Raw genomic sequence first — 21,560 nt, forward strand, 5'->3', positions numbered from 1 at the left:
ATGCGCGAAGACCTCAACACGACGGTGCTGCACGACGAGGTGGTGCCCGCGCGCGCCCCGTGGATGCACGACCTCAAGGCCGGCGAGACGCTGGAGATCATCGACCTGGAGGGCAATCAGGCGGTCGACTTCCTGATGTACGCCACCGCCGACGACGCCGAACGCTACAGCGCCCAGGACACCATCGCCGCTCAGGGCAACCTCTTCCTGCGCGACGGGGCGGTGCTGCTGTCGAACGAGGGCCGGCCGATGATGCGGATCGTGGCCACCAACGTCGCCTATCACGACACCATCGGCGGGGCCTGCTCATGCGAGAGCAACACCCTGCGCTACGGCCATCACACCAAGAACCAGCACGCCTGCGTCGACAACTTCCTCGACGCCAACGGCCGGGCCGGCCGCAACAAGCGCGACATGGTCAGCAACATCAACTGGTTCATGAACGTGCCCGTCGAGGCCGACGGCGCGCTGGGCATCGTCGACGGCATCTCGGCCCCGGGCCTGTCGGTGACCCTGCTGGCCGAGATGGACGTCACGGTGGTGGTCTCCAACTGCCCGCAGATCAACAACCCCTGCAACGGCTTCAACCCGACGCCGGTGCGGATGGTGGTGCGGGCGTGACCGCGCGGGCCATCGCGGCCGCCGTCGCCGCCGGCGTGACGAGCGCGCTGGAGGCGGCCGACGCCGCCCTGGCCCGCATCGCCGCCTATGACGCCGTCCAGCCCCAGGTCTGGATCGAGCGGCTGGATCCCGAGGTCGTCCACGCCTACGCCCGCGCCGTCGACGCCCGGATCGCCGCGGGTGAAGTCCTGCCGCTGGCCGGCGCGACCTTCGCCATCAAGGACAACATCGACTTGGCCGGCCTGCCCACGACGGCCGGCTGTCCGGATTTCGCCTATGCGCCGGAGGCCTCGGCCGTTGTAGTCCAGCGGTTGATCGCGGCCGGAGCGATCCCGGTCGGCAAGACCAATCTCGACCAGTTCGCCACCGGCCTGAACGGCACGCGCAGCCCGCACGGCGCGCCGCACTGCGTGTTCAACCGCGCCTTCGTCAGCGGCGGATCGAGCTCGGGCTCGGCCGTCGCCGTGGGCGCGGGCTTGGTCGACTTCGCCCTGGGCACCGACACCGCCGGCTCGGGCCGAGTGCCGGCCGCCTTCAACAACCTCGTCGGCTTCAAGCCCACCAAGGGCCGCTGGAGCACCAGCGGCCTCATGCCGGCCTGCCGGTCGCTGGACTGCATCAGCGTCTTCACCCACGACCTCGACGACGCCGAACTCGTGGACGCCGTCGCCGCCGGCTTCGACGCCGCCGATCCGTTCTCGCGTCCGCTGGAAGACCGCCCGCGCGGCGCCAAGCGGCTGGGCGTTCCCCTGCCCCAGCAGCGCAACTTCCTCGGCGATGCAACCGCCGCCTATCTCTACGAGCAGGCGCTGGAGCGCTTCGCCGCCGACGGTGCGGAGATCGTGCCGATCGACATCGACTTCCTCAGCGAGGCCGCCCAGCTGCTGTACGGCGGCCCGTGGGTGGCCGAGCGGACGACGGCGCTGAAAACGATGCTGGCGGAGAAACCGGACGCCATCGATCCCACCGTGCGCACCATCGTCGAGGCCGGCCTGGGCGTCACCGCCGTCGAGCTGTTCGAGGGCGAATACCGGCTGAAGGCCCTGGCCCGCCGAGCCGAAGCTATGTGGGACGAGATCGACCTGCTGGTCCTGCCCACCGCGCCGACCGCCTTCCGCATCGCCGAGATGAAGGCCGAGCCGATCCGGCTGAACGCGGCGCTGGGCCTCTACACCAATTTCGTCAACCTGCTCGACATGAGCGCCCTGGCCGTGCCGGCGGGCTTCCGCGGCGGCGATGTCGGCTTCGGCGTCACCCTGATCGGCCCGGCCCACGCCGACCGCGCCCTGATCGCCGCCGCTCGCCCCTATCTGGCGCGGCCAGATGCGCCTGCTCCCGTCCTCGACCTTGGAGACAAGATGGAAACCGTCACCCTCGCCGTCGTCGGCGCCCACCTGGAAGGCATGCCGCTGCACTGGCAGCTGACCTCGCGCAACGCCCGCTTCCTGGGCGCGGCGAAGACCGCCGACAGCTACCGCCTCTACGCCATCGCCAACTCGACCCCGCCGAAGCCGGCGCTGGTGTTTTCGGAAGGGGGCGCGCCGATCGCCGTCGAGCTCTACGAGCTGGACCTGGCCGCCTTCGGCAGCTTCACCGCCGAGGTGCCCGCCCCTCTGGCCATCGGCTCGGTGACGCTGGACGACGGCCGCACGGTGAAGGGCTTCGTGGCCGAACCCCGCGCACTGGATGGCGCAACCGAGATCACCGGCTTCGGCGGGTGGCGGGCCTATATCGCCAGTCTTTGAGCCGCCACTTCACCCGTAAAATCCCCGCGAAAGCGGGGACCCAGGCGTTTTATCCTCGGGCGCCATGCGCTTCAGAAAGGCCTAGGCCCCCGCTTTCGCGGGGATTTTACGGGTTTGGGGGAACGCCTCAGCCCTCAGGATCCTGCAACGGCCCCGGCGGAACCAGGCTGGAGCACAGGTTCGCCACCGGCTTGTCGTGCAGCACCTTCTCGACGAAGGCCGGCGAGTCCGCGCGCGAGCGCATCACCGCGCTGCCGTGGGTGGCGTGCGGATAGTAGCGCCATTCGACGGTGTTCCCCGCCGCGCACATGGCCGAGACGAAGTTGTACTGGCTGACGGTCTGGGCGTCGGAGTCGGCCAGGCCCGTGCCGACGAAGACCGGGGTCGGGATCTTCACATCCGGAAAGTCGCTCAGGGCGTCGGCCCGCGCCTCGAGTGCGTCGATCGGCCGGCTGTAGAGCTTGGAGACCGGCAGCGCGATCTCGCGGGCGAAGGTGCGCAGGCCGCCCATGCAGGTGGTCTGGGCCTTCTCCAGCAGGGGTTGACCGGCCTGCGCGATATAGTCCTCGGCGCGGATGCCCTGCGGGTCGATCGAGCGCACCGTGCCCAGGAAGTAGAGGATCTCGTAGGCCGCGTTCCCGCCGGCGTCACGGTCGGTATAGAGGCTGGGGACCTCCTCCTGCGGCGCGCCGCGGGTGTTGTTGGTGTGGGCCACTACGCCCGTGGCCACCGTGCCCTTGATCTTCAGGTCCGGGGCGTAGGCCGGCGCCCAATAGGCGGCGGCCAGGGCCGCGCCCGAGCCCTGGGACTGGCCCATGGTCACCACCTTGTTGGCCAGCTGACCCGGATAGGCCTTCAGCACCGCCCGCACGCTGTCGAGCACGGCGAGACCCTCGGACCGCGACTGCAGGTACGGATGCGGGCCGGGCGTGCCGAGACCCGCATAGTCGGTGGCGACGATGGCGTAGCCGGCCTCCAGCCAGGCCGACAGGTACTGCTGGTCGCGTTCGGAGCGCGGCACGAACGACGGGGCGCAGACGTCGGCGACGCCGGTGGTGCCATGGGCCCAGGCGATCACCGGCCAGCCACCGGCCGGCGGCGCGCCCTTGGGGAAGAACACCGCGCCGGACACCGTGACCATCTTCTTGGCGTCCAGCCAGTCGGTGGAGCTGTAGAGGATGCGCTCGGCCCGGCCGGCGCCGGCCAGCGCGTCCTCGGCCGGCAGGGTCTCCCGCCTCAGCATCATGCCCGGCAGGGCGGGCGCGGCGCCGGTCCAGCGATAGAAAGGCGTGACGCCGCCGTCGCCGGCCCAGGGATCAGCCGGCTGAGCCAGAGCGGGTCCGGCGACCATGGCCGCGGCCGCGAGAAGGCAGGAAAGACGGGTTCGAAGCATCGGCGGCGGATCCTGGCAGGCGCGAAGGCGCGGTTTCGACGCCCAGTCCGGCCGATCGCCTTAGTTGCCGAAAGCGGAAAGATCGCCTTTCCCGGCTCGCCGCCCGCTCGTCGCGTGACGGTCGCCGAACGACGAGTTTTCGCCAGCGACGCATCCCGCGCAAAATTCAGGCGCCGGCCATCAGCTTTTCAGCAAACCCCAGGGATTTCCGGTTTCTAGCCGCCGGCGATCTTAGCCCCCTCCCGCCCGGTGCTATTGCGGACAGGCGTCGACCGTGGATCGCGAGCATCAGATTGCGTCGCTTCCCCGGCCTTCGGGAATGCCCGCATGGGCAATCATTGTTGTCGGACGAGCCAAGTATGGAACTGGGTCTGAAGCGTTTCACCGGCCGGGTCAGCGACAAGGACCTGCGCCTGCTGCGCACCTTCGCCACGGTGGTCAAGCACGGCGGTTTCGTCGCCGCCGAGTCCGAGTTGCAGATCGGCCTGCCGTCGATCAGCCGCTACATCAAGGACCTGGAGATCCGCCTGGGCGCGCGGCTGTGCGAGCGCGGGCGGCGCGGCTTCACCCTCACCGCCGAGGGCGCGCGGGTGCACGAGGCCTGCGAAAAGCTGTTCGACGAGCTCGACCTGTTCGAGGCCCGGGTGCGCGACATTCATGCGAGCCCCGCGGGCGCCATCCGCATCGGCATGGTCGACGCCCTGGTCGGCGATCCCAACTTCCGCCTGCCGGAGGTGTTCGACGGCTACAAGGCGGCCTATCCGAACGTGCACTTCAACATCTCGACCACGACCTCCAACCTGATCGAGCAGGCGGTGATCGAGAACAATCTCGACGTCGGCGTGGTGTTCGAGCGCCGGCCGATGGAGCAGCTGCGCTACCACTTCCTCTACGAGGAGGTCAGCTGGCTCTACTGCACCGAGGATCACCCGGCCTGGCGCCTGCGCGCCCACGACGACCGCGTCGATCTGGAGGACATCGCCTCCTACGACTTCGTCGGCTACCCGTTCGAACACGAGATGGAGCGCCTGGGGGTCAGCGGCCTGCTCAAGCGCACGGCGACGGTCACCCACATGGAGTCGATCGCCATGATGATCGCCTCGGGCCGCTACCTCGGCTTCCTGACCGAGCATCAGGTCGCGGGCATGGGCGGCGGCAAGCGCTTCCACAAGGTTGCGCCGGAGACCTTCTCCTACGCCAGCAAGATCTCGGTGATCACCCGCCAGGGCCATCCGCCGCCGCTGGTCGCGGCCTTCATCCAGCAGGTCGAGGCGGCCCGCGCCCGGGTGAACTGAAAACCGGGGTGAACGAAAAAGGGGCGCTCCGCGAGGAGCGCCCCTTTCTGTTTCGACGGTGCTTGGTCCTCGTCCTTCGACAAGCTCAGGATGAGGACCATTTAGACGCAGCAGATCAGTAGGAAACCTCACCCTGAGCCTGTCGAAGGACGAGGTTTCCTTCCATCAGAACTTCGCCTTCACGTTCAGGCCCACGGTGCGCGGACGCAGCGCCAGGCCCTGGGTGACGAACAGAACCGAGGGCTTCTGGATGATGGTGTCCTCGTTCAGCAGGTTCTTGGCGAATAGCGACAGCTGGATGTCGGCGACGTCCACGCCGATGCTGGCGTCGACCAGGTCGTAGGACGGACGACGGTAGTCCTTGCTGGTCGTCGAGTAGGAGCCGTAGCTCTCGCCCGTATGCGACCAGTTCACGCTGGCGAAGCCGTCGATGCGGTCGGTGATCGCATGGTCGTAGTCGAAGCCCACCGAGAAGGTGTTCTCCGGCGTGCCCAGCAGCTTGGAGCCGTCGACCGCGCCGGTGCCCTTGGCGGCCTGCGTGATCTTGGCGTCGGTGACCGCGCCCGACAGGTTGAGGGTCAGGTTGTCGGTCAGGGCCGCGCGCAGTTCGAACTCGCCGCCCTGGCTGCGGGCGTCGCCGGCGTTGCCAGTGATCACCGAGCCGCAGGTCGATAGGCGCACCGACTGCTGGACGTTCTTCCAGTCGATGTAGAAGGCCGAGGCGTTGAAGCTCACCCGGCCATCGAACAGGCGGGTCTTGGCGCCGCCCTCGTAGCTCCACAGGCTGTCGGGACGATAGCTCTTGGCGTCCGAGAGGCCGAGGCTGCGCACGTCGGCCGCGCAGAACGACGTCAGGGCGTTGTTCTGGCCGCCCAGGCGGAAGCCCTTGGCGGCGTTGGCGTACAGCGACACCGACTTGGACGCCTCGTAGGTCACCGCGAACTTCGGCGTCAGCGGCGCCGAGCGGGTGCTCGCGTCGTCATGAGCCGGCGCGCCGTCGGCCAGCCAGCCGCCCTCTTCCAGCGCATACTGGCTGGACGCCTTGACCTGCCGCAGGCCCAGGGTGGCCTTGAGCTTGTCGGTGACCTTGAACGAGCCCTCGGCGAAGACGGCCATCTGGTTGTTGCGGCGCACCGAGTTGAAGTAGCCGATCAGGCCGCCCGGCGTGGCGTAGCCCAGGGCGTCCTGCGTCGTCGTGCCCAGTTCGGAGGCGACGGCGGCGTCCAGGCCCAGCACGTATTCGTGGTCGAGGCTGGTGATCTTCTGCTTGGCGAAATAGGCGCCGACCTGCCACTCGTAGCGCTTGCCGCTCTCGGCCAGCGACGGCGAGGCCAGGCGGAATTCCTGGCTGTAGGTCGCCACGGCGTCCTTGTTGCGCATGATCCCCGGCAGGGCCGCGATGGTCTCGTAGGTGTCGCCATAGCTGTCGTCGAGCACGCTGGCGACGTATTCGCTGTCATAGATCGAGCCGTCGAACTGGCGGTCGAAGCTGCGATAGGCGTAGCCGCTGATCGAGGTGAAGGTCAGGTCGCCGAAGCGTTTTTCGACCGTCACGCTGGGCGCGAACAGGGTGTCCTGGCTGGGCTCGCGCACCGGCCGGTTCTCCTGGAACTTGCCCAGCGACAGCTTGGTGATGCCGGTGTCGTCGGCGTCGGTCTGCTGCCACTGCACCGTCGAGCTGACCTTCAGGTCGTCGGTCGGCTCCCACAGGAAGCTGGCGCGCACGGCGGTCGTGCGCTCGGCGTCGACGTTCTTGTTGTCGACGACGCCGGCCGAATTGACGTGGTCGACGAAGCCGCTCTGGTACTCGCGCTGCACGGCCAGGCGGAACGCCGCGTTCTCGCCGACCGGGGCGTTGATCATGCCGCCGAACAGGTAGTTCACGCCGCCTTCGTCGGTGTGCGAGACCTCGCCCTCGGCGCTGCTCTCATAGCCGCCCAGCTTCGGCGTCTTGGTGATGAAGCGCAGGGTGCCGCCCAGCGAGCTGTCGCCGTAGAGCGTGCCCTGCGGCCCGCGCAGCACTTCGACGTGGTCGAGGTCGAACAGCCGCGGCAGGGTCACGCCGGTGAAGAACTGGTTCGGGATCGTCAGCGACACGTCGTTCAGATAGACGCCGACGGTCGCCGAGCCCTGCGACGAGCTGATGCCGCGCAGGCTGATGCGCGACAGGCCGCTGTTGCCGGTGTTGCTGAACGACAGGCCCGGGGTGCTGCGGGCCAGGTCGGCGTAGTTGGCCACGTGCTGCTTGGCCAGCTGGTCGCCGGTCAGGACGCTGATGCTCAGCGGCACGTCGCGCACGTTCTCAGAACGCTTCTGGGCGGTGACGACCAGTTCGGGCACGACGTTGTCGTCGGCCGACGCCGTCGCGGTCTGCGCCCAGGCCAGGGTCGGCGACACGGCCGCCAGCATCCCAGCGACCATCAGCGTCGCCTTCAGGCCGCGCTTGCGTCGGCGAGCCGTCACGAAATCCGAATACATCACGATTATCCCCTTGAGCTTGAAAGCCTTCGGACGGGCCTGGCCTCTTGATCGAGGGTGCTGCGGGCGCGGGTTCCTGGCGCTTTCCTCCTCCCGGAAAGGCCGCCCGCGTCTCGCTCAAGCCGGTCTCCATGCGAGGATTTGGCAGGAGCCCGCCAGCGAGAATGTCGCGTTGCACAATGATGGTTGCGCGAATTTGGAAGTGAACGGCGACGCTTCCCAAGCGGGCCAGCGGTTCGTTATCCGGCCCGTCAAGCATGGTTGCTAAGAACGACATCTACCCACGACACGCGCCGTGGTTCGTCGGAGGGGTCAGAGACTCCCACGGAACCAACATGGCCGACGCCGCTATCGCCGACGCAACGCCCGCACCGGCCCCTTCGAAGGTTTCGAGCCGAGCCTGGATCGTCCTGGCCATGCTGACCCTGGTCTACACCTTCAGCTGGATCGACCGCTTCCTGCTGATCATCCTGGTCGACCCGATCAGCCGCGACCTGAAGGTCTCCAACACCGAGATCGGCCTGCTGACGGGCTTTGGCTCTTCCCTGCTCTATTCGCTGGCGGGCTTTCCGATCGCGCGCCTGGCCGACAAGGGCTCGCGCCGGGCGATCATCGCCGCCGCCATCGGGACCTGGAGCACGCTGACCGTCATCAGCGGCTTCGTGGGCAATTTCATGGGGCTGGCCCTGGCGCGGTTCGGCATCGCGGTGTCGTCGGCCGGCTGCTCGCCGGCCGCCTACTCCCTGATCTCCGACTACTTCCCGCAGGCCCGGCGCGGGGCGGCCATCGCCGTCTACAGCCTGGGCATCTCGATCGGCATGTGGGCGGGCCTGACCTTCGGCGGCGTGCTGGAGGACCATTTCGGCTGGCGCAGCGCCTTCCTGATCGTCGGCTTCCCGGGGATGATCGTGGCGGCGCTGTTCTTCCTGATCGTGCGCGAGCCGCCCCGCGGAACCTTCGACGCCGCCACCGAAGAGAACGCCCGCCAGTATTCGCTGAAGGAGGCGGCCGGCCACATCGTCAGTCACCCCTGTTTCCTGCCGATCGCCCTGGGTTTCGCCCTGATCTCGGCCTCGGCCAGCGCCTTCGAGAACTGGGTGCCGACCTACATGATCCGCGTGCAGCACATGAGCTCGACCGAGGTCGGCTCGCTGAGCGGGCTGCTGCAGGGCGTCACCGGCTTCGTCGGCACCCTGATCTTCGGTTTCGCCGCCGACCGTCTGGGCGGCCGCGACGCCCGCTGGTACCTGTGGCTGCCGATGATCGGCATCGGCGTGATGGGCCCGGCGATCCTGCTGTTCTTCCAGACCAGCGGCCCGACCGCCTATCTCTGCTACTTCATCGCCGAACTGGCCGGCTCGGCCTTCTCGGCCCCGCTGTTCGCCGCCGGCCAGATGCTGTTGCCGCCGCGCCTGCGCGCCGTCGGCATGGCCAGCATGCTGTTCGTGCTCAACGTCATCGGCATGGGCGTGGGCCCGTTCCTGACCGGCTGGCTCAGCGACCTGTTCGTCGCCCGCGGCGCGACCGACGGCCTGGCCTCGTCGATTTCGCTGATGCAGCTCAGCGCGGTCGCCGGCGGCGCCTGCCTGGTGTTCGCCGCCGCTCGGCTGAAGCGCTCGATCCCGGCCTGACAGACGGTCCAAAGGGGTTGCGCCGACGCCTCGCAGGGCGTCTAAACCGCTCCGTGACCCTACGTTATCGCCGCCCCTCGCCCCCTGCCGCGACCTCCGAACACGAGGTCCGTGCGTGACGAGGCTGAGACGGCGAGGCCTGGCGTCGATCAATTCCGAGGTCCGCGACGGCATCCTTCCCGCCGCCGACGGCGTCACCCGCGCGCCCGACGCGCCGGCGGTCGATGACCGCAAGCGACCGCCCTACCGCCTGGTGGCGGTCATCATCGCCTGCGCCCTCTTCATGGAGCAGATGGACGCCACGGTGCTGGCCACCGCCCTGCCGACCATGGCCCGCGACTTCGGCGTGCCGGCCCCCAGCCTGAGCTCCGCCCTCACCGCCTATCTGCTGGCCCTGGCGATCTTCATCCCGGCCAGCGGACGCCTGGCCGACCGCTTCGGCTCCAAGACCGTGTTCCGCCTCGCAATCGCCGTTTTCGTCGGCGGTTCGGTGCTGTGCGGCCAGGCGACCAGCCTGCCGATGCTGATCCTCGCCCGCTTCCTGCAGGGGATCGGCGGGGCGATGATGATCCCGATCGGCCGGCTGGTGCTGCTGCGGTCGGTGGCCAAGCAGGACATGGTCTCGGCGATGTCGTGGCTGATCATCCCGGCCCTGATCGGCCCGATCCTGGGCCCGCCGATCGGCGGCTTCATCGTCACCTATCTGGACTGGCGCTGGATCTTCTACCTGAACATCCCGATCGGCGTTCTGGGCATCGTCCTGGTCACCCTGTTCATCGACGAGGTACGCGGCGAGACGCCGGTGCGGGCCGATCCGGCCGGGTTCCTGCTGTCGGGCGCCTCGCTGGGCTGCCTGCTGTTCGGTTTCGAGATGACCAGTCGCAGCGGCGAGCTGCCCCAGGCCCTGGCCCTGATCGCCATCGGCCTGGTCGCGGGCGGGCTCTATCTGCGTCACGCCCGCCGGCGCGCCGACCCGATCCTCGATCTGTCGCTGATGGCCGTGCCGTCGTTCCGGCTGTCGGTGATCGGCGGCTCGCTGACCCGCATCACCCAGGGCGCCCAGCCGTTTCTGCTGCCGCTGATGCTGCAGCTGGGCTTTGGCATGACCGCCGCCGCCAGCGGCTCGATCACCATCGCCGGAGCCATCGGCTCGCTGGCGATGAAGAGCCTGGCGCCGCGCATCCTGCGTCGCTTCGGCTTCCGCAACAGCATGATCGTCGGCGGCCTGGCGGCCAGCGCGGGCTACGCGGTCTGCGGTCTCTTCCGCCCCGAATGGCCGATCTGGCTGATCTTCCTGACCCTGATGGTCAGCGGCTTCTGCATGTCGTTCCAGTTCACCGCCTACAACACCATCGCCTATGACGAGATCCCGCCCGAGCGGATGAGCGCGGCGACCAGCTTCTACGCCACCTTCCAGCAGCTGATGCTTTCGCTGGGCGTTTGCGCCGGCGCTCTGGCCCTGCACGTCGGCATGCTGGCGGGCGATCACGCCTCGCCGCGGCTGGCGGACTTCACCCTGGCCTTCCTGATCGTCACGGCGATCTCGGCCTCGGCCACGATCTGGAACCGCCGCTTCGCCCCGGACGCCGGCGCCGACCTCAGCGGACGCCCTCAGCGCGGCTGATTTTCCGCCCGCGACCGAAACGTCTTTCGCACCCGAAAACGTCGTTCCCGACGCGCGGACCTGCTCGGTCGTTCATGCCGACAGACGCTTCAGCCCCGCAACAAGGCGCCCCACGCCACATCCCAGGCCACCAAATGCGCGTCCTTCAGGCCGATCAATTCCGTCTGGATATATCGTATAATTTATTTTGACCTTGTCTGAGTTATATGCGTTCCTCCCTGTCACGAATTTGTCAGGGGAGAGGACAAATGCAGGTCCGAGGGAAGAATTGGTTGCTGGTCGCTACGAGCGCGGCGGCAATTATGGTTGGAAATCAAGCGTTAGCGCAGGACGCCAAGGCGGACGCCGCAAGCGCTTCTGAAAAGTCAGACAAGAAAGCCGCGGACGACGCCAATGTCGTCGATACGGTTATCGTCAAGGGCATCCGCGGAAGCCTGAACGCGGCCGCGGAGCGCAAGCGCAAATCCGCTCAGATCGTGGAGTCGATCGAGTCCGAAGACGTCGGCAAGCTGCCCGACAACAACGTGCCCGAGGCCCTGTCGCGCATCACCGGCGTGCAGATCGAGCGCGTCCACGGCGAAGGCTCGAACGTCACCATCCGCGGCATGTCGGGCGTGGCGACCACGCTGAACGGCAACAGCAACACTGTCGGCGAAGGCCGCTCCACGAACTTGGCCGATATCCCGGCCGAACTGCTGAAATCGGTCCAAGTCTACAAGACCCGCACGGCCGACCAAGTCGAAGGCGGCATCGCCGGCACCGTCAACGTCGAGCTGCGCCGGCCGCTGGATCTGCGCAACGGCTACACGATCGCCGGCAGCATCAAGAACGTCTACGGCAGCACCGGCGACACCAAGAGCCCCTACGCCAGCCTGCTGATCGGCAACCGCTTCGACACCGCCATCGGCGAGATGGGCTTCCTGATCAACGGCTCCTACACCCGCAACAACTACGAGGAAGACTTCGTCGAGAGCGAGTCGCCCGACGAATTCTTCGAAGGGTCGGTCTCACTGAACTCGCTGCCGGCGAGCCAGAAGAACATCATCGCTCCCTACGCCGTGAACTACGGCGTCGAGCAGGGCAAGATCACCCGTCCGTCGATCAACCTGGTCGGCCAGTGGCGCTATAACGAACACCTCGATTTCGTGCTCGAGGGCTCCTATTTCGGAAGCGAGGAAAAGCGCGCGCGCGATCGCCTGCACGTCACCACGCGCGACTGGAACAGCAGCGTTTCGGACGTAGTGCTGGCCGACGACGGCAAGACCGTTCAGTCGTTGACGCTTAGCCGCGCGGCTGGCGTCGACGCCAGCGCCCAGTCCTATTACGAGGAAGTCGACTCCGACAACTACACCACCAACGCCGAGGTCCACTGGCGTGGCGATCGCCTACAGATCGACGGCGCCGCCCAGTACAATTGGAGCTCGACGAACTACTACGGCATCCTGACCCTGGCGCACTTCCTGGACGCTTCAGGCAATCCGATCAGCTCGGTCAATGTCGACTTCAACTCCAGCAATGTTCCGGGCCGTGGCCCCTATATCAACTTCACGGGCACGGATCTGAGCCAGGTCGGCAACTATCAGATCTTCCAGGTCCACGACGAGCAGACCTACGCCAAGAGCCGCGAGTTCGTGCTCAAGGCCGACGGGACCTATCGCGTGAGCGACGACAAGCTCCTGCGCAGCATCGGCTTCGGGGCGCGCTATACGGATCGCCACCTGACCCGCGACTACGGCTATCGCGACGCCTTCCCGGTCACCAGCCTGACCGGCTTCGCGCCGGGCATCGGCGTCACCACCAGCAAACTGGCCGTCAGCGGCTTCTCGCCGACTTGGTATCACCTGTCGGGCCCCGACCTGATGGCCAACACCGCGGCCCTGCGCGCGGTCGCCGGCTGGACGACCGTGAAGCCGTCCAACGACGTGGGCCAGAGCTATGTCGAGGACGAGCGGAGCTTGGCGGGCTACGTCAATCTGAACTACGCCGTGAAGAGCCGCTTCCCAATCGACGGCGTCGCCGGCGTTCGGGTCGTCGGAACCAAGGGCACGAACGTCAGCACCAAGATCAATCTCGACGAGGACTGGAACCCCGTCTACACGCCGACCGAGGGTAGCGGCGACTATGTCGATGTTCTGCCCAGCCTTAACGCGGTGATCCACTTCACGCCCAAGATCCAGCTGCGGATGGCCTATACCTACAACATCCAACGCCCGAACTTCCTGGACATGTCGGCCTGGCGGACGATCCAGGCCAACAACCAGATCATCTATGCGGGTAATCCGGACCTAAAGCCCAACCGCTCGGAAAACTATGACGCGTCCCTGGAGTATTATTTCGGGCGCGGCGGCATCGTGTCCCTCGGCGCTTTCCTGAAGAAGCCGGACGGCTATATCTATTACAGCAACGACGGCACCGAGGACATCAACGGCGTCACCTACACGGTCTACACGAACCGCAACGCCGGACCGGGCGAATTCCAGGGTTACGAGTTCAACAGCTCGGGCTTCTTCGACTTCCTGCCGGGCAAGTGGCGTAACTTCGGCGCCAGCGCCAACTTCACCTACATGGCGAAGTACAACATCAACTACCCCTTCAAGGGCGAACAACGGTTGATACCGGGCGTCTTCGACGCCGACAGCACCTCGAAATACACCTACAACCTGGCGCTCTACTACGACACGCCGCAGTTCAGCGCTCGCGTGGCCTACAACTATCGCGCTCGCTACAAGGTCACCGTCTATCAGGACAACCCCGAATACTCGCCGTACAACGACGCGACCTCGCGTCTGGATGCGGCTGTCAACTGGACCCCGGTCAAGCAGCTGACTCTGAGCTTCGAGGGCACCAACCTGCTGAAGGAAAACAACAACGTCTATTGGGGGCAGGACCGCATGCTGCCCCTGGGTGTCCGCGTGCAGGCCCGCACCCTGCAGGTCAGCGCCCGCTTCCGCTACTGACCGACACCAACCGGCGTCCGGCCCCAACCGGACGCCGTCAACGAGCGGCTCTAGTCCCCCAGCCGCTCCCAGGGGAGGCGGCGATCATCGCCCCTCCCCTTCTTCTTGTCCGCTTGGCGGAGCCGGGCCGGTTATCACAGTGCGTCGTGACGCAAGCCCCTGGGGCTTCAGATCGTCACCCATGAAAAAGGGGCGCGGCCCGATCGGCCCGCGCCCCTCGCCTTTACGGCCTGAAAGGAAGCCTCAGCTCCCTTTCACCTTCACCATCACCACGCCGCGCGCCGGCACATCGAAGGCCTGCTCGCCGGCCGGCAGGTCGACGCCGCGCCAGAGGTCGCGCACGGCCGTCAGGCCAGGAACGCCGGCGTCGGCCGCCTTCAGCTCCATCCGGACCGGCTTGTCGCCGCGATTGAACAGCGCCACGGCCACCTGGCCGTCGGCCAGCGGCTTGCTCCAGACCTCGGTCGTTCCGTCCTTGCGCACCGCCTTGCCCTGCACGCCGCGGACGTCCTGGTCGATGGCGATCACTTCGCGGTTCTCGAGGATCTTCAGAACCTCGATGCCGGTTTCGCGCAGGTCGTGGCCCATCATCAGCGGCGCCGCCGACATGGCCCACAGGCTCATGTGGGTCAGGTACTCGTCCTTGGTCATGCCGCCGTTGCCGACCTCCAGCATGTCCGGATCGTTCCAGCCGCCGGGGCCGGCGAACTCGGGCTTGCCGTTCTTGTCGAAGCCGATCTTGGCCATGGTCGGATAGTCGTCGGTGATGTCGCCGGTGGTGCGCCACAGGTGACCGCCGACCTGGCGCCCCCAGGCCCCCACGTCGAAGCGGCCGTACTGGCACAGCGAATAGATCATCGGCCGGCCGGTGGCCCGCAGCGCCGCGCCCATCTCGTAGTAGGTTCGCTTGACGGTGTCGGCGTCGGCATAGAACCACTCGCCCGAGCACAGGTCGTACTTCAGATAGTCGACGCCCCATTCGGCGAAGGTCTTGGCGTCCTGGGCCACGTGGCCGTAGCTGCCGGCGTAGCCGGCGCAGGTCTTGGGCCCGGGCGAGCTGTAGATACCCAGCTTCAGCCCCTTCGAATGGACGTAGTCGGCCAGGGCCTTCATGTCCGGAAACTTGTCGTTGGGCCGCAGCACGCCGTCGGCGCCGCGCTCGCCCTGCCAGCCATCATCGATGTTGACGTAGACATAGCCGGCGTCGCGCAGGCCGAAGGCGACCATGGCGTCGGCCATGGCCCGCACGGTCTTGTCGTCGATCGCCGCGCCGAACTTGTTCCAGCTGCTCCAGCCCATCGGCGGCTTGGCGGCCAGGCCGTCGGCGGCGAGTTCGCCCATCGGCGGCAGGCTGGTGGTGGTGAAGGCGCGGGCCTTGGCGTCGGCGGCCGTGCCCCGGCGGCCGTCCTGCTCGACATGGGCATACCAGATGTCGCCGGCCAGCGAGACCCCGGTGCCCTTCAGGGTCGCGGTCCACTGGCGGGTCGGCTTGTCCTTGTCGTTGAGATTGCGCAGCTCGAAGGTCGCCACCCCGTCCTTCACGACGAGGTTCTGCATGTCCATCGACCCGTACCAGGCCGTCGTGACGGTCCCGGTCGGCTTGCCGGCCTTCTGCTCGATCTTCATCAGGGTGACGCCCGGATAGGACGGCGCGTTATCGAAGGTCCAGACGCCCTCCAGCCCGGCCTTGGCGGCGGGCGCGGCCATGGCGGCGTGCGAGGCGACGAGCCCCATGGCGAGCGGGATTAGCAGGCGACGCATGCGATCTCCTTTTGTGTGGATCAGGCTGCGAGCGAGGCGCAGCAAAGCTCAGGCCCGGCGCGACGCCAGGGCCTCGATAAATCGGTGAAGACGATTCGCGCGCCCGGCCCGGCGCGCGGATCGTCCATAGTCGGCTCAGCGCGCGGCCTCGCAGGGCGGCGCGTGGCCCGAGCCGGGCTTGGGAGAGGCTGCGCTGGGAGCCAGCACCTCCCATTCCTGGACGGCAACGGCGGCGTAGGTTCCGCCGGCCGAGGAGGCGTCGAAGACCGCCCGCAGGCAGCGGGTCGTCACGGGCGCGAAGCTGGCGTCCTGGAAGGCGCCGACGTCCGTGCCGAAGCCCTTGGGAGCAGCGACCGGCTTCCAGCCTCCGTCCCAGTACTCAATCCGCCAGGCCTTGGGCGGGGCTACGCCGATACCGGAACCTGCTGGTTGATCGCCCCAGAACCAGATGCGGGCGCCGTCAACGGTCACCGGCGCGTCGAAGCGGTACTCGACCCACTGGCGCGGCGGATTGTTGGGCGACCAGGTGCCCCAGGTGTCGGGCGGCAAGGGCGAGGCGTTGGTGATCCCGTCGTTCAGGGCCTTGATCCAGTATTGGACAGGGATCGGCTCGTTGGAGGCCGCGGCGGTCGCCTGGCCGGCGATGTTGCGGGTCGAGGCCGGCGGGGCTTGCGGACGGCGGGTCGGGATCAGCTTGCGGATGGCCGGCGGGCTGATGCTGTCGTCCCACTCGATCGGATCCAGGGCGACGCTGCGCCGGAAGTGGCCGCCGCCCGCCGCGTCGGCGGTGTGATAGGCCATGTACCAGCGGCCCTTGAACTCCACCGCGCCCGAGTGCGACGTCGTCGACGACACCGGACCCAGCATCACGCCGCGATAGGTCCAAGGCCCCAGCGGCGAGGTCGCCGTGCCGTAGGCGATGCAGGCGTGATAGACGGCCGGCGTGCAGTCCGACTTGGGCCCGGCGCGATTGCCGGCGTAGAGCATGTAGTAGACGCCCTTGCGCTTCATCAGCCACGGGGCCTCGAAGAAGCCGGTCAGCCCCTCGACCTTCACCTCGGCCCCCTTGGGCGTGACCATGTCGACGGCCAGCTCCATGCCGCGCAGCTGCCCGAAGGTGCCCCAGTAGATGTAGACCCGGCCGTCGTCGTCGATCAGCACGGTGGGATCGATGTTCTGGATGTCGTTGGCGACCGGCGTGGTCTGCGAGATGATCGGGCCGGACGGATGGGCGTCCACCCACGGTCCCGTCGTGCTGTCGGAGACAGCCACGCCGATGGCGAAGCGGTCCCTGGCGTTTCCGCCGGCCTGCAACACCGGCGCGTAGAGATAGAACTTCCCGTCCCGCCCTTTTACGATCTGACCGGCATAGGCGCGGCCTTCCTCGGCCCACTTGAACACGGCCTGCGGCTTGGCGATGGCCGGATAGTGCAGCCAGTCGCCGGACGCCGGGTCCTTGGTGGCCAGCAGCTGCCACTCGTTCATGATGAAGTCGTTGACGTCGGCCGGCGCCTCGTCGCGACCGGCCAGGATCCACAGCGTATCGCCGTCGACCACCGGGGCCGGATCGGTCGAGTAGTAGCGGCCGTCGGCCAGGATGGGATTGCCAGGCGCGTGAACCTTCTCCGGCCCCGCCGCACAGGCGGCGACCGGCGACAGCAGCAGGGCCGCGCCCGCGACCAGGGCGCGCTTCAACTCATTCCTCATCGGGATAGGGCCCCTTGCCGCCATCGGCGATCAGCTGGTCGATGCGGGCCTGGATCACTGGGATCGGCGCCGAGCCGATCTCGAGCACGGCGTCGTGGAAGGCCCGGATGTTGAACTTCGGCCCCAGGGCCTTCTCGGCGCGGGCGCGGCCCTCCACGAAGGCCAGCATGCCCATGTAGTAGGACAGCGCCTGGCCTGGCCAGGCGATGTAGCGATCGACCTCGGTCTCGATCTCGTGGTCGCCCATGGCGGTGTTGTCGTGCAGGTACTTCTGGGCCTGCTCGCGGGTCCAGCCCTTGGCGTGGAGCCCGGTGTCGACCACAAGCCGCGCGGCGCGCCACATCTGGTAGCTCAGCATGCCGAAGCGATCGTAGGGCGTCTCGTACATGCCCATGTCCTCGCCCAGCGCCTCGCAATAGAGCGCCCAGCCCTCGCCGTAGACCGACAGGTAGGTGTCGCGACGGAAGGCCGGCAGGTTCTTGTTCTCGGCCGCCAGCGGCATCTGGAAGGCGTGACCCGGGGCGCTCTCGTGCAAGGTCAGGGCGACCTGCGAATAGAGCGGGCGCGACGGCAGGTCGTAGGTGTTGACCAGGTAGATCCCCGGCCCGCCGCGGCCGCCGGTGTAGAACGGCGCGATCTCGTCGGGCACCGGCTTGATGGCGAAGCGGCTGCGCGGCAGGCGGCCGAACCACTGGCTGGCCTTGCCGTCGAAGGTCTTGGCGATCCAGGCGGCGCGGTTGAGCAGCTCCTGCGGGGTCTTGGCGTAGAACTTCGGATCGGTGCGCAGATAGGTCAGGAAGGCTGGCAGGTCGCCCTGAAAGCCGACCTCCTTGATCACGTCCAGCATCCGGCCGCGGATCTTGGCGACTTCCGCAAGACCGATGGCGTGGATCTCGTCGGGCGTGTGGTCGGTGGTGGTGAACTCGACGATCTTGGACTGGTAGTAGGCCTTGCCGTCCGGCAGGTCGTAGGCCGCCAGCGAGGTCCGCGCGCCGGGGATGTACTCGTTGCGCAGGAAGGCCAGCAGGCTGGCATGGGCGGGCGTCACGTCCCTGGTGATCGCCTCGGCCGCTTGGCTGCGAAGCTGCGCCTGCACCGCGGCGGGGATCACCGACGGCATGGTCTTGAACGGCGCGTAGAACGGCGAGTCCTGCGGGGTCTTGGCCTCGGCCGCCAGCACCACGCCGGCGTCGCGGCCTTGCAGGGTGATCTTGGCCGCCGTGAAGCCGCGCTTCACGCCGCTGCGCATGTTGATGATCTGCTGGCCGTAGTAGCGCGGGATCTCGCGCAGCATGGCCACGTAGTTGCGGTAGTCCTCCTCGGTGCGGAACGACCCGCGCGACCACTCGGCCACGTCGCCCCAGAAGCTGGTGTCGGCGCTGAGCGGCTTTTCGTACTCGCGGTACTTCTGCTCGGCCAGCAGGGCGTCGATCTGGCCCTTGTAGACGGCGAAGTTGATCTTGTTCTCGACCGACAGCTGGGCGACCGGCAGGGCGGCGAGCTGGCTCGACACCTCGGTCCAGCGCTTCAGGCGCGCGGCCTGCACGGCGGGACCGACATCGGGCAGCCGCTTGGGGGCGTTGGGATTGTCCTCGTCCGGCGCGGCCTGGCTGACCCGCCAGTCGTACTCGGCGGTGTAGATCGCCTCGAACCGCTTGTCGGCCGAACCGGCGGCGGTGGCGGTGGCCGCCCAGGCCGGCGCGGCGGCAAGGCCCAGGACGGCCGCGCCGGAGAACATCAAACCGCGACGGTTCATGCCGTGGCTCCAGCCTTGGCGCTGAACACCCGCACGCCGAACACCGGGCCGGCGCTCGACCGCTCCTTCGGCACGAAGCGCACCTTCACGCTGGTCTTGCCCTTGGTCAGGGCCTCGGCCAGCGGGTACTCGACATCGAAGAACTTGCCCGGACGGTCGTTGTCGAGGACCTGGGTGGCCACCTTGGTCCCGTCGACCAGGATGTCGAAGGTCCGCGCACGCTCCCCACCCCAATAGGTCGCCTGCAGGATCAGCGCCCCGGCCCGCACCTTCATGTCGAACTCGAAGAAGCCGCCGGAGCGAGCGTCACGGCCGTTACGGCCGCGATAGCTGACCGGATAGGAGATGTCGGAGGTCAGGTTGTGGTCGCGCTCGGGCTGCATCTCGCCCAGGTGCATGACGTCGACCGATCGGGCGGCGATGTCGCGGGCCTTGGCCTGGTCGGCCAGGAATGCGGCCTCTTCGGTCTTCCACGAGGCTTCGGTGAAGCGCTTGAAATAGACGGCGCTGCGACGCTCGTACTGACTATAGAACGGCGCGAAGCTCAGAGCGCCCGGCCGTGACACGCCGTCGACGGTGTAGAGCGCCTTCTTCGGCTCGACCGGCTTGAAGCCGGCCAGCAGGTCGGCCCCGACCATGGCCGGATCGGCGCTGTTCCATTCGGCCTCGCCGGGACCAAGGTCGGCGGCCAGCACCATGGGGCCGCGCAGGAAGGCGATGGTGTTGGCGTCGCCGGGCGCCGCCTCCAGCCGCAGGTCGAGCGGCAGGGCGATCGAGACCACATCGCCGGCCTTCCACTTGCGCTCGACCAGGGCGTAGCCGCCCGACAGCACCGGCGTCACCGCCTCGTCGTTGACGCTGACCACGGCCTTGCCATTGGCCCAGCCCGGCACGCGCAGGGCGATGGTGAAGCGGCCCGGCTTGGCCAGCTTGCTCAGGGTCAGGCGGCTTTCCGGTTCGAACGGGTAGAGGGTTTCGAGCTTGAGGGCCGCGCCGCGCGCCTTCCACTGGGCGTCGGCCGGGATGTAGAGGTTGACCAGCAGGGTCCCCTCGCCTTCCCAGAAGATCGACTCGCCGTGCTTGGCGTGGCTCTCCATGCCGCTGCCGACGCAGCACCAGAAGGCGTCGTCGTCGGTGGTCGAGAAGCCCCGCGTCGATCCGGTCATCAGCGGCGTCATGTAGGTGAAGCCGCCGGTCTTGGGGTTCTGCGCCGCCATCACGTGGTTGAGGTGCGCCCGCTCGTAATAGTCGAACAGCGAGCCGTCCGGCTTCCAGCTGTAGAGCTGCCGGGTCAGCTTGAGCATGTTGTAGGTGTTGCAGTGCTCGCAGGTCTGCTCGGTGATGTGGTCGGCGATGCTGTCGGGCGACGAGAAGTACTCGCGGTCGGCGTTACCGCCGATGACGTAGCTGTGGTGCTGGGTCACGGTCTGCCAGAAGAACCGCGCGGCGGTGGCGTCCTTCTCCTTGCCGGTCAGCTCGTAGAGGCGGCCCAGGCCGATCAGCTTGGGCACCTGGGTGTTGGCGTGGAAGTTGGCCAGCTTGTCTTCCTGCGCGGCCAGCGGATCCAGGACCTTGCGGTCATAGATGCGCTCGGCCACCACCAGCCAGCGCGCGTCCTTGGTGCGGGCGTAAAGCTCGGCGTAGCTCTCGTTCAGGCCGCCATACTCGCAGCCCAGCAGGGTCTGCATCTGGGCGTCGTCGAGGGCGGCGAACACCTTCTCGAAATAGGTGCCCAGCCCGGTCACGACCTCCAGGGCCTGGGCGTTGCCCCAGGCGGCGTGGATGTCGAGCAGGCCGGCGAACAGCTTGTGCACCGTGTAGAGCGGCGACCAGGAGCCGTTGAGGTCGAAGCCGCCCGAACGGATGTCGCCCTTCATCACCTCGCCGAAGATCTCCTCGCCGTCGACGACGGTGCCGTCCTTGCGCTTGCGCTGCAGGGCGCCGACATAGCCGGTGCCGCGCTTGGCCTGGGCGCGGGCCAGTTCTGAGACGATGTAGTCGGCGCGGCGGCGGCACTCGGCGTCGCCGGTCTGCTGCCAGGTCAGCACCAGGGCGCTCATGTAGTGGCCCAGGGTGTGGCCGGCGATGGTGTCGGATTCCCAGCCGCCGTAGATTTCCCCCTTGGCGGGCAGGCCGGCGAAGATCATGAAATTATGCAGCAGCCGATCGGGGCTAAGACGCAGCAGGTAGGCGTGGTTGACCTCGACCGCGGTCGCGAAGTCGGACGGCAGCAGCCGCACGTCGGAAAGCGGCAGCGGCGCGGCCTTGGTCGGAACGGAAGGCCCCTTGCCGGCGGCGAAGGCGCGGATCGGCTGGGCGGACGCCATAACGGCGGCGGTGGCGAGCAGCAAATCGCGGCGGCTGGCGGACATCGAAGCACCCCAAACTTAATACGGTATACGAAATAAGTCAGACATATTTTCGAAGGTCAATCACCTGATTTTCAGGGATGCGGGAAGCGGCGCCGAAACGCACGCCGCCCTCGTCGTCCAGCCTATCAAGCAGGCAAGCCGCGACCGCCATTCGTGCAGCTACGTCAGGGGCTTGGCGGGCTTGCTTCGGTCCTCACGATGGTGCGCCGAAACCTCGCTT

12 protein-coding genes are annotated in these 21,560 nt (G+C 67.6%); 6 read left to right on the top strand and 6 right to left on the bottom strand.

The window, feature by feature from the left end:
- Together DMC18_RS26500 and atzF are read left to right on the top strand one after the other, a co-directional pair.
- Nucleotides 1-621, top strand: a complete 621-nt coding sequence (locus DMC18_RS26500; protein ID WP_110120530.1) for an urea amidolyase associated protein UAAP2 — start codon at nt 1-3, stop codon at nt 619-621.
- Nucleotides 618-2,366, top strand: coding sequence for an allophanate hydrolase (gene atzF / locus DMC18_RS02815; protein ID WP_199232534.1), 1,749 nt, complete (start codon nt 618-620; stop codon nt 2,364-2,366). Before DMC18_RS26500 ends, atzF begins: the two co-directional genes overlap by 4 nt.
- 127 nt (nt 2,367-2,493) lie before the next feature.
- On the opposite strand, the gene DMC18_RS02820 is transcribed toward atzF, so the two are convergent.
- On the bottom strand, nt 2,494-3,759 hold the full coding sequence (locus DMC18_RS02820; protein ID WP_110122237.1) for a lipase family protein: 1,266 nt from the start codon (nt 3,757-3,759) through the stop codon (nt 2,494-2,496).
- A 359-nt stretch (nt 3,760-4,118) separates the two neighbouring features.
- Between DMC18_RS02820 and DMC18_RS02825 the strand changes: the two genes are divergently transcribed.
- A complete protein-coding gene (locus DMC18_RS02825) occupies nt 4,119-5,054 on the top strand; it encodes a LysR family transcriptional regulator (protein WP_110122236.1) in 936 nt (311 codons plus the stop codon).
- A gap of 165 nt (nt 5,055-5,219) precedes the next feature.
- Here DMC18_RS02825 and DMC18_RS02830 read toward each other — a convergent pair whose 3' ends face one another.
- Nucleotides 5,220-7,532 carry a TonB-dependent receptor gene (locus DMC18_RS02830; RefSeq protein WP_110122235.1) on the bottom strand — a complete coding sequence of 771 codons (2,313 nt, stop codon included), beginning with the start codon at nt 7,530-7,532 and terminating at the stop codon, nt 5,220-5,222.
- A 335-nt stretch (nt 7,533-7,867) separates the two neighbouring features.
- Here DMC18_RS02830 and DMC18_RS02835 point away from each other — a divergent pair, with 335 nt between their 5' ends.
- From DMC18_RS02835 to DMC18_RS02845, 3 genes are all read left to right on the top strand, one after another.
- A complete protein-coding gene (locus DMC18_RS02835; RefSeq protein ID WP_158285844.1) occupies nt 7,868-9,163 on the top strand; it encodes an MFS transporter in 1,296 nt (431 codons plus the stop codon).
- A gap of 115 nt (nt 9,164-9,278) precedes the next feature.
- Complete coding sequence (locus DMC18_RS02840) at nt 9,279-10,787, top strand: MFS transporter (RefSeq protein ID WP_199228639.1); 1,509 nt, start codon at nt 9,279-9,281, stop codon at nt 10,785-10,787.
- Between the two features lie 302 nt (nt 10,788-11,089).
- Nucleotides 11,090-13,744, top strand: coding sequence for a TonB-dependent receptor (locus DMC18_RS02845; RefSeq protein ID WP_233245402.1), 2,655 nt, complete (start codon nt 11,090-11,092; stop codon nt 13,742-13,744).
- Nucleotides 13,745-13,987: 243 nt separating this feature from the next.
- On the opposite strand, the gene DMC18_RS02850 is transcribed toward DMC18_RS02845, so the two are convergent.
- From DMC18_RS02850 to DMC18_RS02865, 4 genes are all read right to left on the bottom strand, one after another.
- The gene (locus tag DMC18_RS02850) at nt 13,988-15,505 is read right to left on the bottom strand and encodes a glycoside hydrolase family 27 protein (protein ID WP_110122232.1); all 1,518 of its coding nucleotides are present in this window, start codon (nt 15,503-15,505) and stop codon (nt 13,988-13,990) included.
- A gap of 135 nt (nt 15,506-15,640) precedes the next feature.
- Nucleotides 15,641-17,200, bottom strand: coding sequence for a family 43 glycosylhydrolase (locus DMC18_RS02855; RefSeq protein ID WP_233245401.1), 1,560 nt, complete (start codon nt 17,198-17,200; stop codon nt 15,641-15,643).
- Between the two features lies 1 nt (nt 17,201).
- Nucleotides 17,202-18,968: a DUF885 family protein gene (locus tag DMC18_RS02860; RefSeq protein ID WP_110122230.1), complete on the bottom strand. Its 1,767-nt coding sequence runs from the start codon at nt 18,966-18,968 to the stop codon at nt 17,202-17,204.
- A complete protein-coding gene (locus DMC18_RS02865; protein WP_110122229.1) occupies nt 18,965-21,340 on the bottom strand; it encodes a glycoside hydrolase family 127 protein in 2,376 nt (791 codons plus the stop codon). The genes DMC18_RS02860 and DMC18_RS02865 overlap by 4 nt, the downstream gene beginning before the upstream one ends.
- Nucleotides 21,341-21,560 lie beyond the last annotated feature (220 nt).

The organism is Caulobacter sp. D5 (assembly GCF_003185805.1).
Taxonomy (GTDB): Bacteria; Pseudomonadota; Alphaproteobacteria; order Caulobacterales; family Caulobacteraceae; genus Caulobacter.

Excerpts from the sequence above, each read along its gene's own strand:
- DMC18_RS26500 (WP_110120530.1), top strand. The coding sequence starts at position 1 with ATGCGCGAAGACCTCAACACGACGGTGCTGCACGACGAGGTGGTGCCC.
- DMC18_RS02830 (WP_110122235.1), bottom strand. The coding sequence starts at position 7,532 with ATGTATTCGGATTTCGTGACGGCTCGCCGACGCAAGCGCGGCCTGAAG.
- DMC18_RS02820 (WP_110122237.1), bottom strand. The coding sequence starts at position 3,759 with ATGCTTCGAACCCGTCTTTCCTGCCTTCTCGCGGCCGCGGCCATGGTC.
- DMC18_RS02835 (WP_158285844.1), top strand. The coding sequence starts at position 7,868 with ATGGCCGACGCCGCTATCGCCGACGCAACGCCCGCACCGGCCCCTTCG.
- DMC18_RS02845 (WP_233245402.1), top strand. The coding sequence starts at position 11,090 with ATGGTTGGAAATCAAGCGTTAGCGCAGGACGCCAAGGCGGACGCCGCA.
- DMC18_RS02850 (WP_110122232.1), bottom strand. The coding sequence starts at position 15,505 with ATGCGTCGCCTGCTAATCCCGCTCGCCATGGGGCTCGTCGCCTCGCAC.
- DMC18_RS02860 (WP_110122230.1), bottom strand. The coding sequence starts at position 18,968 with ATGAACCGTCGCGGTTTGATGTTCTCCGGCGCGGCCGTCCTGGGCCTT.
- DMC18_RS02825 (WP_110122236.1), top strand. The coding sequence starts at position 4,119 with ATGGAACTGGGTCTGAAGCGTTTCACCGGCCGGGTCAGCGACAAGGAC.
- DMC18_RS02865 (WP_110122229.1), bottom strand. The coding sequence starts at position 21,340 with ATGTCCGCCAGCCGCCGCGATTTGCTGCTCGCCACCGCCGCCGTTATG.